Annotated in this window: 10 protein-coding genes; 4 read left to right on the top strand and 6 right to left on the bottom strand. The window is 53.0% G+C overall.

What is annotated here, in order from left to right; all coding sequences use genetic code 11:
* Positions 1 to 39: 39 nt before the first annotated feature.
* Positions 40 to 885 carry an arsenic efflux protein gene (locus tag U8T64_RS00780; protein ID WP_322179991.1) on the bottom strand — a complete coding sequence of 282 codons (846 nt, stop codon included), beginning with the start codon at positions 883 to 885 and terminating at the stop codon, positions 40 to 42.
* Between the two features lie 144 nt (positions 886 to 1,029).
* On the opposite strand from U8T64_RS00780, the gene spoIIR reads away from it, so the two are divergent.
* The 4 genes from spoIIR (at position 1,030) to U8T64_RS00760 (ending at position 5,877) form a co-directional block, all read left to right on the top strand.
* Positions 1,030 to 1,659, top strand: a complete 630-nt coding sequence (gene spoIIR / locus U8T64_RS00775; protein WP_322179989.1) for a stage II sporulation protein R — start codon at positions 1,030 to 1,032, stop codon at positions 1,657 to 1,659.
* A 372-nt stretch (positions 1,660 to 2,031) separates the two neighbouring features.
* Positions 2,032 to 3,093 carry an A/G-specific adenine glycosylase gene (gene mutY / locus U8T64_RS00770; protein ID WP_322179987.1) on the top strand — a complete coding sequence of 354 codons (1,062 nt, stop codon included), beginning with the start codon at positions 2,032 to 2,034 and terminating at the stop codon, positions 3,091 to 3,093.
* Positions 3,094 to 3,617: 524 nt separating this feature from the next.
* Positions 3,618 to 5,252 (top strand): putative polysaccharide biosynthesis protein, encoded by a 1,635-nt coding sequence (locus U8T64_RS00765; protein WP_322179985.1) that lies wholly within the window; start codon positions 3,618 to 3,620, stop codon positions 5,250 to 5,252.
* Between the two features lie 106 nt (positions 5,253 to 5,358).
* A complete protein-coding gene (locus U8T64_RS00760; protein ID WP_322179983.1) occupies positions 5,359 to 5,877 on the top strand; it encodes a CarD family transcriptional regulator in 519 nt (172 codons plus the stop codon).
* Positions 5,878 to 6,454: 577 nt separating this feature from the next.
* On the opposite strand, the gene U8T64_RS00755 is transcribed toward U8T64_RS00760, so the two are convergent.
* The 5 genes from U8T64_RS00755 to U8T64_RS00735 form a co-directional block, all read right to left on the bottom strand.
* Positions 6,455 to 7,645, bottom strand: a complete 1,191-nt coding sequence (locus tag U8T64_RS00755; protein ID WP_322179981.1) for a uroporphyrinogen decarboxylase family protein — start codon at positions 7,643 to 7,645, stop codon at positions 6,455 to 6,457.
* A gap of 12 nt (positions 7,646 to 7,657) precedes the next feature.
* On the bottom strand, positions 7,658 to 8,725 hold the full coding sequence (locus U8T64_RS00750) for a uroporphyrinogen decarboxylase family protein (protein WP_322179979.1): 1,068 nt from the start codon (positions 8,723 to 8,725) through the stop codon (positions 7,658 to 7,660).
* Between the two features lie 488 nt (positions 8,726 to 9,213).
* A complete protein-coding gene (locus U8T64_RS00745; protein WP_322179977.1) occupies positions 9,214 to 11,130 on the bottom strand; it encodes a helix-turn-helix domain-containing protein in 1,917 nt (638 codons plus the stop codon).
* Between the two features lie 145 nt (positions 11,131 to 11,275).
* Positions 11,276 to 12,223 (bottom strand): DUF1861 family protein, encoded by a 948-nt coding sequence (locus U8T64_RS00740; RefSeq protein ID WP_322179976.1) that lies wholly within the window; start codon positions 12,221 to 12,223, stop codon positions 11,276 to 11,278.
* A 177-nt stretch (positions 12,224 to 12,400) separates the two neighbouring features.
* Entirely contained in the window at positions 12,401 to 13,945 is a 1,545-nt protein-coding gene (locus U8T64_RS00735) for an extracellular solute-binding protein (RefSeq protein WP_322179974.1), read from the bottom strand.
* Between the last annotated feature and the right edge of the window lie 60 nt (positions 13,946 to 14,005).

The following is a 14,005-nucleotide window of genomic DNA, read 5'->3' as shown; positions in this document are numbered from 1 at the left end:
TTCTATGGAATAGAATAGGCGGAGGCTATCAACTTTTTTTCAACTTAAACGGGCGAACAGAAGATCACAGAGAAGCCCCGTAAAGACAGCCGCCGCGTACAGCGCCCCCGCCAGCGTGAGATTTTCTTTGAGGCGGCGGTTTGCCTGAAACAGCACAATTAGTCCCAGCCCTGCGCCGGTGCACAGCCCGGCCATGGCGGAGCCGAAGGAAAGGGACCCCGCAAGATACAGCTCCGTCAAAAGCACGGAGGCGGCGCAGTTTGGGATAAAGCCCAGCAGAGCTGCTAAAAAGGGCTGTAAAATGCTGCCGGAAAGCAGAAACCGGGAAAGGGCTTCTTCCCCGATAAAATAGATCGCGTAGCTGAGAGCCAGATTGATGAGGAACAGAAGCAGGATCACCTTCCCGGTGTGGTGCAGGGCCGCCCAGAAAACGCCCCTTTCCTCGCAGCCGCATTCCTCGCAGAGCTCGTGAAAAGGGGGCTCCTGAAAAAGCTTCAGAAAGTGGTGGCAGACAAGGTCCGTCAGCAGGCCGAACAGGGTGGCGGCAAGAAGCTTTATCCCCAAAAGCCGCAGAAGATCCGGCATAGCGCCGGGGTGGGAAAGCAGAATGGGAACGGCTTCATCGCTGGTGGCAAGGAATACCGCCAGCAGCGTGCCGGGAGAGATCAACCGCCCAGCGTAAAAATTGGCCGCCGCCACGGAAAAGCCGCATTGCGGCACACACCCCAATACAGCCCCACCCACTGGCCCAAAGGGCCCCCGCAAAGCGGAAACCAGCTTGCCGCTTGCCCGGTGCTCCAAAAGTTCCAGCAGTAAATAGGCCCCGAAAAGAAAGGGCAAGGCCTTCAGCGTGTCAAAAACCGAATCCAGAAAAACCTCCAGCATAAAAGCTCCCCCAAAAAGATAAAGGCCCTTGCCCTTATCCAGTATCTAACATCTAGTATCCAGCATCTAGTATTATACTCCCTTTGTCAACTGTATATTTCCCGAAAAGCCGTCCCATACTCTTGGCGAAAGGACGGGGTACATATGAAACCTTGTACGGCGGAAGAGAAAAAAAGAACAGTTTTACGGGCCATAGTCTGCGGCTTTCTGCTGGCCGCGCTGGCATCGCTGCTTCCCTTCGCGGCTTCCAGCGAGGAGCTGCCGCAGCATGTGGTGCGCCTCCATGTGATCGCCAATTCGGATTCTGAGCGGGATCAGGCGATAAAGCTGAAGGTGCGGGACGCCGTGCTCAAAAAGGCGGAGCCATGGATCCGGGGCGCGGAAACCATGGAGGAGGCCAACGCCGCGCTGTGCGTCCACCTGGAGGCGCTTCGGGAAGCGGCAAATGAGGCGCTGCGGCAAAACGGAGCTTTGGAAACCGCCCGGGTGCAGGTAACGGATCAGTATTTCCCCACCCGGGAATATGATGCCTTCAGCCTTCCCGCGGGAAAATACAGAACCCTGCTGGTGACCATCGGGGAGGGCAAGGGAAAAAACTGGTGGTGCGTGGTGTTCCCGGCCCTTTGCCTGCCCGCCGCGGAGGAAAAGCCGGAGGACGCCCTTTCCCTCCTGCCGGAAAGCCAGCGGGAGCTGGTGAAGAACCCGCAGAAATACAAGGTGAAGTTCAAGGCGGTAGAGCTTTACGAGGAACTGAAAAAATGGCTGGAGCTTTGACAGGTACGGGATATGGTGTATAATAATGAGCAATGAGAAGTGAGCAAAGAAGGGCAAAGCAGAGTTTGGTAAATTGGAATTTGCAGCGTGCCGCTGCAGCCACTCGTGAAGCCGCTTGGTGTAGGAGACTGGTTTTCGACCCGACCGACGGCGAAGTGCTCACTTCCCACCTGTCATTCTGAACGAAGTGAAGAATCTCGCCCTTTGCCCTTTTTCCGGAATGAAAGACGAGATTCTTCGTCAAGAAAGCTATAGCTTTCTGCGTTCCTCAGAATGACAATAAAGGGGACTCGTCCTTCTCTAATGACTAACGACTAGTTCGCTAAACTACAATTTACTGATTTGGAGCTGATTTTCGTGGAAGCTCAAGCTGTGGAAGAAAGACAAATATTGGAAAAAATACCGGCTCTTTTACTGCGCTGGTACGATGGCTGCGCCAGGGTGCTGCCCTGGCGGGAGGACCCCGCTCCTTACCGGGTGTGGGTGTCGGAGATCATGCTGCAGCAGACCAGGGTGGAGGCCGTAAAGCCCTACTATGAGCGGTTTTTGGAGCGGCTTCCCACGGTAAAGGCGGTGGCGGAGGCTCCGGAGGAGCAGCTCCTGAAGCTTTGGGAAGGTCTGGGCTACTACAACCGGGTGCGGAATCTGCAAAAGGGCGCCCAGCAGGTGATGGAGCGGTTCGGCGGGGAGGTGCCCGCCGATTTTCAGGCCCTGCGCTCTCTGCCCGGCGTGGGAGACTATACCGCCGGGGCTATTGCCTCCATTGCCTTCGGCATTCCCGTTCCCGCCGTGGACGGCAACGTGCTGCGGATGGTTTCCCGCCTGCTGGCCCGCCGGGAGGATATTCTGGACGCAAAAGTGAAAAAGCGGGTAGAGACGGAGATTACCGGGATCATTCCCAAAGGAAGGGCCGGGGATTTCAATCAATCCCTGATGGAACTGGGGGCCATGGTCTGCCTTCCCAACGGCGCGCCGAAATGCGGGAACTGCCCCCTGGAAGCCATCTGCCTGGCTCACCGGGCCGGAATCCAGGGGGAGCTTCCGGTAAAAGCGCCGAAAAAGCCCAGAAAAGCGGAGAAACGCACGGTGTTTCTTTTGACTTGCAAGGGGAGACTGGCCCTGAACCGCCGCCCGGAAAAGGGCCTTTTGGCGGGTTTGTGGGAGCTGCCGGGAGTACAGGGAACGCTTTCTGCGAAAGAGGCGGAGGCTGTCCTAAAGGATTGGGGTCTGAAGCCCGCCGGAAAGCCGGAGCAGCTTCCGGCGGCAAAGCATATCTTCACCCATGTGGAGTGGCGCATGACCGGCTGGGCCTTTGAAACAGCGGAGCCCGCCCCCGCGTTCCACTGGGCGGACGCCAGGGAGCTTTCTCAGGAGCTCAGCCTGCCCTCGGCTTTTCAGGCCTATTTCCCGGAAATGGAAAAGCGGTTGAAATAGGGGAAAGCTCTGCCGCTCTCAAGGGCGTTTTGTGTGCCCATTGAATTTTTTCCAGCATCGAAACCATCGTAAAGCCGCCCTGTCTCCAGGCGTGCGGCGAGACGGAATATCTGGTAAACGGACAAAGGAAACGGTACACGGCCAGCGATGATTTCGGCTGGGGCTCGGAATTCCAGCGGATCGAAGAAATTCTGGAGGAGCCCGATCTCCACCGGGGAAAGCTGCTGGCCGCCAATGCGTATCTGGTGGATACCAGGGCTCTGCTGGCCGCGGCGCTTTTGAAAATGTCTGCCGAACCATATGCCTTTGTGACGGATATTTCAAAATGGATATGAGACGATAGAAAAGCAATAGGCCGGTCTCCCGAAAGCGGTGTGTTTTGCCGCTTTCGGGAGATTTTTGCAATTTTCAGAAAAAGCAAAGGGCGGCGTTGACCTTTGCCCGCCTTTGGGGTATACTTACATTAGTATTTTCTGTAGCTTCTATTGTATTCACAGATGAAATTTTCGGCATTGGGAGAGCGTATGGCGCAGGAGAAAAAGCAGAGCTTTATGAAAGGGGCGGCAATTTTGACCGCCTCCACCCTGATCGTAAAAATATTGGGCCTTCTGTTCTCCATTCCCTTGGCGAACCTGATCGATACGGAGGGTATGTCCTATTTTTATACGGCCTATGATGTGTTTGCCGTATTTTTGATGCTCTCCACCGCCGGGCTTCCCATCGCTGTTTCCCGCATGGTGGGCACAGCTTATTCTCAGGGCAGGAAAAAGGAAGCGGATCGCGTGTTTTCCGTGGCCTTTTGGCTGTTTTTTTTCATTGGCATCGCAGGCTGCCTTCTCATGTTTTTTGGTTCCCGGCAAATCGCGCGGTTTTACGGGAATCCGGACGCTCTGTATGCCATAATGGCCCTTTCTCCCACAGTGTTTTTCATTTCCGTCATGTCCGCCCTGCGGGGGTATTTCCAGGGGCGCTCCAACATGGTGCCCACCGCGGTTTCCCAAACCATTGAGGCCATCACGAAGGTGGCTGTGGGCGTGGGGCTGGCGGTGTATATCCTTCAGCGGTACGATTCCAGCGAATGGGCTGCTGTGGGGGCCATTGTGGGCGTTTCGGTCAGTGCCCTTCTTGGCACGGTCTACCTGGCCTTCTATACGCTGAACCAAAAGCGGAAGGATCGGGCACAAGGGGAGGGAGACCCTGCCTCTGCCAGCCGGAAGGAGCTTTTGACTACCCTGTTGAAATTTGCTGTTCCCATTACCATCGGCTCCTGCTTTTTAAGCCTATTGGATCTGGTGGACGGGGGCGTGATGATGAATCAGCTTCAGTATACCGCAGGCTTTACGGAACTTCAGGCAAAGGATATGCAGGCCCTTTTAGGCCATGCCAGGAAATTTTACGACCTGCCCGGCGCGTTCGTGATCCCCATTTCCACAAGCCTTTTACCGGTGCTTTCCGGGGCAGTGGCCTCCGGGGACGTGGAAACCTCGGATCGCATTTCCTCTACTTCTTTGCGGGTAACGCTTCTGATTTCTATTCCCGCTTCGGTGGGAATGTGTTTGTTCGCGGAGCCCATTTGCGGGTTGCTTTTGGCTGGCTCGCCCAGCGCGGCGGCAGGCACCGCGCCGCTGCTTAGCATGCTCAGCGTGGCCATTGCCTTTAACAGCACCCTGTATGTGACAAACGCCATTTTGCAGTCCTTTGGCAGGCCCACTCTGCCGGTAATCAATATGGCGATCGGCGGTGTAGTAAAAATTGCCATTTCTTATGTGCTTACCGGTATGCCGCAGATAAACGCAATGGGCTCGGCTATCAGCACGGTAGTGTCCTACTGCCTGATCATGGTGCTGAATTTCCTTGCGATCCGCCGTGCTCAGCCCAATTTGGACAGCATCATAAAAACCGCCCTGCCTCTCATTTTTTCCGCCGCCATCATGGGTGCGGTTTCTTATGCGGCATATTGGGGCATGTGTTTCTTTCTGCCTTCCCGGGCAGCGGTACTGCCCGCCATTTTACTTGCCATTATCGTCTATGCCGTGAGTGTGGTGCTTTGCCGGGCCGTTACCTATGACGATGTGGCCATGCTGCCCAAGGGAGAAACTATCGCGCGGCTGCTTCATATCAGAAAAGCGGTAAAGCCCCGGCATATGAGGAAAAAATAACAGATCGCTTTGGAAAATTTTCTTACATTTCAAAAAAGATATGTTATACTGAAATATATAAAAAGTTCTTAGGCCCTCTTTGCGGGAAAGGAAAAAGGTCATTTTCATGTATCAGGTAGGTGAGCTGGTTCTGTACGGCAGCACAGGTGTGTGTAAGGTAGAGGAAATTCGGGAGCAGAATTTTCCCAGCACGGGAGAAAAACGGCTCTATTATACCCTGCGCCCTTTATATGAGGACTGTGTGATCTCCGTGCCGGTGGATTCCGATAAGGTGTTCATTCGCCCCATCATCTCCAGGGAGGAAGCGGAGCGGCTTATCGCGGGTATTCCCAAGGTGCGTGTGGAAATGTATCACAGTCGGGTTTCCCGGGAGCTTACGGAGCATTATGAAGCGATCCTGCGCAGCCACGATTGTGGGTCGCTGGTGGAGCTCACTATGTCGATTTACGCAAAAAAGCAATCGTTTCAGGAGCAGAAGCGAAAGTTCGGCACAGTGGACGAAAGATTCCTGAAGCGCGCGGAGGATCTGCTGTTTGGCGAGCTGGCCGCGGCCCTGGAGATCCCTAAGGATCAGGTGCAGGGCTACATTGCTTCCAAGCTGGAATACGATAAAGCGGTGGGCTGATACACAAAACGGATTCCATATCGGAAAGCCGAAGAAAAGCGCGGCTTCGCATTTTGAAAGCCGCTCACGGGCCAAAATTCATGGCCCGTGAGCGGCTTTTTCGGTGGGAATTTCGTTTATAATGAGGAATGAGCAGTGAGCAATAAGCAATGAGCAATTAAAGGCGAGGAAGCTGTGCGGTAAATGATAGTTCGGCGGTGGGTGCCGCTGGCACCTGTGTCCCTGCTTGGTACAGAAGAATGGTTTCTGGCCCGACCGCAAACTGAGCGCTAAATTATAGTTTGCGGCGAGGCGCCGCGGCCACTTGTGTCCCCGCTTAGTGCGGAAGTTTGGTTTCTGACCCGACCGGAAGATAAGATGACAAATTGTAGTTTAGTACATAGTTCCCTCTACTGTCATTCTGAGCCGCAGGCGAAGAATCTCGCCCTTAATTCTTGGTAAAAGGTTAAGGACGAGATCCTTCGCCGAGAAAGCAAGGTTTCCTTGCTTTCTGCTCAGGATGACAGGCGGGAGGTGAGTGGATAACCGTTAAATCCCAATTTACCGAACCCTGTTTTTGATCTTTCATTGATAATTCCTAATTTTCCAAGCGCTTCAGTTCTTCCTCGATTTTGTCCAGGTTCAGGGGGTATTGTCCGAATTCCCGCACAACGTTCACCATTTCGAAAATGTTTTCTTCCGGTGTGTCCCTTGGTACCTGGTCGCCGGTGGAAAGCACAAAGCCGCCGTTTTGACCCGCGTCCCGGATAGCCCGGAGGCTTTCCCGCCGCACTTTTTTCACATCTCCCATCAGCATAACGCCTGTGGTTTGCAGGTTTCCCATGAAAGCGATCTGAGAGCCATGGGAGGCTTTGAGTTCTGCCAAGTCGCAGTCGCCTCCGGGAGAGATCTCCAGTGGGTTTACATAATTCAATTCTGAGGTTTCCGCCATGACCCGAACCAGGTGGCGCTCCTTTCCGCAGGAATGAACGCCGGAGATCACCCCGGCCTGAGAGGCCATGGAGACGATCTTGCGCAGGGTAGGCAGGGCCAGCTCCTCCCAAATCTCCGGAGACTGCATGGTAATGGAGCCGCTGCCGCCGGTGAGGATCGAATCCGGCTTCGCGTCTAAGATCATTTCCGCCTGCCGCAGCACGTGGGCGGCGTAAAGCTCGTTGAGCTCCTGAAAGAGCTCCGGCTCATCGTAATAGGCATAGATCACATTTTCCAGGCCGCCATCAAAGAAATCGCAAAACATGTGCATGCCAGGCGGGTAAATTCCTACGGCCATGATCCCTTGCTCGCCCAGTTCTTTTTCCTGCTGCCGCAGGAGAGAGTCATCATAGCCGGTGATCTCGGGGAACAGGTACTTGAATTTTGGAAAATCCTCTTTGAAATTCTTAATGAGCTTTTCTGTGGGCACGCAGCAGTCATCGTCAAAATACCGATAAGTTCTGGTCAGTGTCCCGGCGGGCGTGTCAAAGCAGTGCTGCACATGGAGCAGCCCCTGCCCGTCGCGATATTCCCGTGTGGTTTCCGTGTACTGCTTTTTCATTTTGAAGTCCAGTTCGCCATAGGTGAACCAGCCGTCCATGCCAAAATGGCGGATCGCCTGTAAGTAAGCCTTCCAAAGGGGCGGCTTGTTCCGCAGTAAAACATCGGTAAAGGTATGTCCGCTCAGCTTACAGGGCACCATGGTGGAAATATCGGGGGCGGCGGGGACTCTGTCGGGGATTCCTCCGGTGAGAGCGCACCGCATTCTTTCCCGGGAGGTCATTTCCTGTTTCATAAAGCTTTTCTCCTATTCTCCGCGCCAGGTGCGCACGGTGCCCACCATGGTCATATAGCCGTCTACGGAAACGTAGTCTGGAATGGAATTGCCGGAGCCGAAGGCAATGCCGCCATGGCCCTTTACCTTTTCCAGGCAGTCCAGCACATAGTCCCGAATCTCTTCCTTCGAGGCCCGGCAGACCACATCGGTATCGATGCCGCCGAAATTGGCGATCCGATCTCCATAGCGCTCCACCCACAGGGAAAAATGGCCGATCTGATCCTCGTTGGAGTGCTTCGCGTCAATGCCGGTAGCGGTGATGAGCTCGTCAAAGATCTCAAACAAATTGCCGCAGGAGTGAAGCAAAAAGGGCTTCCCGGCCTGATGCACACGATCCACAATTCTTCGATAGCCCGGCAGCACCAGGTTGCGAATGTCCTCGTGGGAGATCAGCGTGGAGGAATTAAAGCCCAGGTCGTCGCCGAAGCGCATCAGGCAAAAGGCGTCCGCATATTTTTCCAGGAAGGTATTCCAGATCTGAAAATGGATCTCGCCCATTTTTTTGAAAAGATCCTCATAAAGTTCCTCGTCGTCTGCTTTGATATAGCACAGATCCATATACCCCACCAGGTCCTGTACACATTCAAAAATGCCGTTTCCCACGCCGCCGATGGCCTTCATGCCCTGGGGCCTTGTTTTTTCAAACAGCTCCATCAGGGACCGGTAGGTCTCGAAAAAGCGAACGGGCAGCTCTTCCCAGGGATATTTTTCAAAATCCTCCCTGGTTTTGATGCAGCCCTCCTTGTGGGCGCCCAGGGCTCCTCCGCCAATGAGGATCCCGGTGATCTGGAATTCCATGGAGGCGGTGTCATAGCCCATGCCCCGCCAGAACTCCCAAAATTCCCGGCAGCCTTCTTCCTGCTCCTTCAGGCTGCCCCGCCACATTTTTTCCTGGGGCCGTATCCCGGCAATTTCTTGCATAATGCCGTCGCCGATCCCATGCTCATAGAGGGGGATCCGGTCTACCCACTGATTGTTTGCCGTTTTGACAATGTTCCGGAAATCCGGTGCAAAAGCTTCTTTTTTCAGGTAATCCATGTGATATCCTGTCCTTTCCAAGGGATTGTTGTTAGTGTAGCACAGGCTCCGTGAAAAAGATATTTTAAAGTTGTGAGAAAAACTTTGAAATTTTGAGAACCCGACAATTGCTCCGCAGTCGAAAGCCAAATGAAACTGATAAATTGGAATATATATAGCACCCTTGGCTCCCCTGAAAGGGGAGCTGTCACGGCGAAGCCGTGGCTGAGGGGTTCCGTGGTAATGTGGCAGAAAAATTAGGTTTTATGCGGGTCGCCAGCGAGCTGGAACCTCTCCACCGAGTCTCACCTGCCGGTTCGGTCGGTTCGCATCAGCGTCCCAGTGGGACGCGCTCACCCTATCGGCGGTCTTCCCCTATTCAGGGGAGGCAAGGGTGCTGCTGGTCATTAGTCCGCCCAATTCCAATTTATCTGCCTGGCTGTGGTCGGGTTGAAAACCAAGCTTTCGCATCAAGCAGCTTCACGAGTGCCAGCGGTGCAACCGCCGTTTTATTTCAAATTATTCCGATATACGGAAGGGGTCATTCCATAGGCGCCCTTAAATACGGTGGCATAGTACGAGGAATTGGCGAAGCCCACCTCCAGAGCGATCTCACTGATGGGCTTAGAGGTTTCCAGCAGCAGGGTCTTAGAGCGCTCCAGCCGGTAATTGGTCAGAAAAACAGAGTAGGAGCACTTTTTGATGGATTTGAAGATCTTTCCCAAATAGGTGGGAGATAAATTGAAGGTCTGCGCAATGCTTTTCAAGGAAAGATCGGGGTTTGCGAAGTGCAGTTCCGTGTAGCTTTCCACGGAAGCCACCAGCTTTTCATTTTTTTCCCGGTAATTGACGTTGACGGAGCTGGCGGAATCGATCAGGCTGTTTCGCTTTACCAGATGTCCCATTTCCATGTACTGCACCGCGTTTTTATAGGAAAGATAGATCTCCTTTTGAGAAGCCACCGTATTGCCCAGAGAGCCGTAAAGCTCTAAGTCCAGATTGTCCCGGCTGAATTCCTGAAGCCGGTTATAGCAGAGAATATGCTCTTCTCCCAGCTGCTCCTCCGTCATCAGGAGCACTGCCACGCTTTGTCCGCCCAAGTCCACCGATTTGCAATGATAGTGAGCGCCGAAGATCTCATCGGCAATGTTGCATACCATGAACCGCAGAATGCTGTATTCCTCCGCAAAAAGCTTTTCTGAAAATTCGATGTGGCTTTCCAGCTTGAGCAGCAGCACGGTATAATACTCCGCCAAAAAGGATTCTCCCATTTTTCGCAGTTTCTCCCTGGAAACGAAGAAGGGCATTTCCTCTCCCAGCAGGGTGTTTTTCAAGAACTGTGAAACAATGTATTTGTCGTTGAGATAGCGTTCATGCTCGATTTTCTGAAGGGTGCTGTCAATTTTTTCAAGCTCGTCCCGCTCGGTTCTGTCCTGAACGTCCTTGGGATTTCGATATTTATTGACCAGGGCAATTAAAGGCGCCTGCGCTCTTTTACTGAAAATGACCGAAACCACAATGCAAAGCGTTAAAAACAGAACGGCGATCACAGTGAAAATGGTAAATACATATTTGTATGCCTGGGAAAACGAGGAAGAGCTTTGCGCGTCGATATACCACCAGTTCATATGGGAGGACTTGGAGAAAAACAGCATCATCTGATGGCGGGGATCGCTGTAAACGAAATTGTCTTTTCCATCGGAATACTCTTTGATGATCTCTGCGAAATATTCGGAATAGGTTTTACCGTCCTCAAAAAGCTCTGAGGTATTGGTGGAAATTCCCTGGCCCTCATCGTCCACCACAAATACACTGCGGGCCGCTTCCTCAGAGCTGATGACATAATTGAAGCGATCTGCGTTGATGTCTACGATCACAGCGCTGTTGCTGGTAGGGATATATTTCAAAAAGGAGACCACGGTATATTCCTGCCGCTTCAGAAACAGGCTGATCTGCCTTGGGGCCACCGTTTTGCCGGAGTTCATCATTTCCATCAGAAAATCGTAATTGTGGGAGCCGGCCACATTGATACCATAGCTTTGGATGCAGACCTGGTTATTCAGGTTGATGACGGAAATATCCCGGATATAGGTGTAGGTGGCCTTCAGATCTGCCAGAGTTTGATAGAGATGGTAATTTGTAAGCTTGTTTTCCACGTTGGAGGTAACAAAATCGAGGGTATCAGATTCGCTGTATACCAGAGTAAAAATGTGCTCTACGTCATTCTGGATCGCATAGGAATTTTCCAGCAGCTGATCTAAGACCAGCTCCGAGTTTTTCAGGGAATTTTTCTGAAAATAATAGGAAAAAACAGAAAAAGTACTGACCAGGATCAGAACCGTAAGGATCACAACGCTGACGGCATAGGTGATCAGCGTTTTCCGGTATGGGGAGTAGGACAGCAGCTTTTTGAAAAACCTGGGCATCGATCTCTTCCTCACTTTCTTTTCCGGTGGAAGCAAGCTTTACCAGGGCATGTTCCCATAAGATAAGTGCACGCCCTAAGAAACAGGAAAACGAACCTGCCCGGCGGGGGCGATTCCCCCGGCATAGGCAGGCTCTTGTTCCGTTTTATTTTACCTTTGCGTCAAAGGGATAATCGATCACAATGCGCCCTTCGCCCACATCGCTGAGCCCGCCGTAAAGGTCGGCCTTTCCGTCCTCCCGCACCACCATGCCGGAGGTAAAGGTGCAGTCTACAAGAGCGGGGATCTTCGCCGGGCCTTCCGGATAGCATTTCCGGGTGCCGATCACCTTGCGGTTTGAGACCTCGAAGGTTTCCGGATCAAATTCAAAGGAAACGTTCAGATACACGGCAAGCTTTTCCTCTCCCTCGCCCTCTGCGTAGCTCTGGTGGCCAATGACGCCGATCTTCCCGTTTTCCAGCAGATAGGCCTGGTTGCAGCCGCCCCACTCTCCGGTATCAAAAATGCCTTCGATGGGCTTCGCGTTTAAGATCACCTCATCCGTCAGCTCGTCCAGGTCATGGATCACCGCAAAGCCGATCATGGAGGCGGAGCCGTATTTCTTTTCGATCTCTTCGTTTCTTGGACGGGAGAACACGCCGATGCGTCCGTCCTTCAGATCCACCAGCCGGATATCCTTCATCTCGTTGGGGCCGGTGGTGAAGTAAAACAGGTCATTCAGGTCGGTTCCACGGTAGAAATAGCCGTAATAGGTGTCAATTTTACCGCTTCTCTTGCGCACATGGGTGCCGCCGAAGGTGAGCTCATCGCCAATCATGGCAATGTAGGGATCCTCCAGCTGGTAGATCATGTGATCCTTCACCAATGTGTATTCGTCCTTCCCGGTTTTTTCAAATAGCCGGACCCAGGACCTGGCCCATTCTTCCCGCTTTTCCACGCGGCCGTAAATGTATTCCTTCCCCTCCCAGCGGAAGGGAATGGAACAGTTGTACACGTCAAAGCCATCGATCCCTAAAAAGGTTAGCTTGACGCTTTCATAGATCTTTTCGGAAATATGCCGTTCAAATTCCGCTTTTCTTTCCTGAATAGACAAGGAAACCATCCTTTCTGAACGAAAAATATTTGATTTAGGCAGCCAGCGCACGATCCTTGCGCGGCCTTGTCTTTACTGCCCCAGCGGGGAAGCAGCCGCCAAAGATACGTCCGCTTCCCCGCCTTGAGAACAGTAATTTGATCTTTTTCCTAAAAAGCCATTATTTACAGTATAGCATTATTTCTGGCTTTCTTCAAACTGCTTTTGATATTCCGCGATCACGTCGTCCACACCGGCTGTTTTGAGCATCTCCAGCGCCGCGTCGATTCCGCTGTCATAGTCGGTGATACCCCAGGCCATGGGAACCAGGGTGGAGGAGATCACAGTCTGCACGTCCGCCAGCTGAGTCTGTACGGGGGAGGCATCAAAGGCAAAGGCTGCCGCAATGCCGTCAACAGCGGTCTCGTCAATGGTGTACAGGTGCTTATTGACATCGGGAGCGGTGTTGTTATCCACGTAGCCGAAGTTGATGTTGCCGCCCATCCAGCCGGAGAAGGAATAAAGCGCCTGGCCTGCGGTGGCATCGATAATGGGAGTGTAGCTTCTGTTTTCGCCCAGGGTGTAGTCTACGCCCTCAGTGCCGTACATGAAGAGGTCAAAGTTTGCCTGGTCGGTGTAAACCCAGTTGAAGAATTTCACAGCGGCTTCCGGGTGCTCACTGGCCAGAGGCACTGCCTGCTGGTTCTTGACCGCATAGGGGCGGATCTGCTGAGCGCCGTTTGTCAGATCAAGCCAGGCAATGTTTTCGGGCTTAAAGTCGGGAATGTTTTCCTGAATGCCGGATACATTGCCCACAGTGCCGTTCATAACAAACCAGTTTCCGGAATTCAGCTGATTGCTGAGCTGATCCTGGGTAAAGGTAAGAACATCGGGATTGATCAGGCCGGCGTCATACCAGGTTTTGGCGTTCTTTGCGGCTTCTTTGAAATCCTCTGTTTCAAAATAGTTGGCAATGGTGCCGTCCTGATTGACGTAGATCACATTGCTGTAAACACAGAAATCATCAGAGCTGGTGAAGAAATAGGGCAGGCGCTCGTTGACGGCAACAGAGGGGAAATAGGGGAGCTGATCTCCGTCCCACTGCTCCATGACCTGGATATAAGCCTGGGTCAGTTCTTCCATGTTTGTGGGCATGGGGATATTGTACTTGTCGAGAATATCCTGCCGAATAGTGGCCTGCTCGTTCAAGGCGGTCTCTACCCAGAAGGCGGGGATACCGTACTGCTGGCCGCCGATCTTACCGTTGGTCAGAGCCAGCTCGGGCACATTGGCCTTGATGTTCTCGCCGTACTGCTCCATGGCGTCGGTGATATCGGCCAGAGCGCCTCTGGAAGCATAGTTCGCCAGAGAAACACGGTCGTCCATGACATGGAAGGCGTCAAATTTTTCACCGGTGGAAAGCATAATGTTCAGCTTCTGATCCCAAACATCCCAGGAAATATAGTTGAACTCAGCTTCTACGCCCACGCCGTCTTCAGCCATCTTATCGTTGATAGCCTTAATGCCGCGGTCATACTCGGGCGGCGCATCGCCGGGGATTACATAGGTCATCTTCATGGTTTCGGCGGGCTCGCTGCCGCTGGTGCTTTCTGTTTTGCTTTCGGCAGGCTTCGACGCGGCGGAGGACTGAGGCTGCGAGGAATCCGCGGGGGTGTTGGAGCATGCGGCGAACGCGGTGATCAAAAGCATGCATGCCAACAAAAGAGCGATCGATTTTTTCATGTTTCTTTTCTCCTTTTGAATTGAGGCAGCGCCGCGCAATTTGCGACCGCCGATTTAGCC

The organism is Neglectibacter caecimuris, from assembly GCF_034335015.1.
Classification (GTDB): Bacteria; Bacillota; Clostridia; order Oscillospirales; family Acutalibacteraceae; genus Acutalibacter; species Acutalibacter caecimuris_A.
This window is presented reverse-complemented; position numbering and strand designations above follow the sequence as displayed.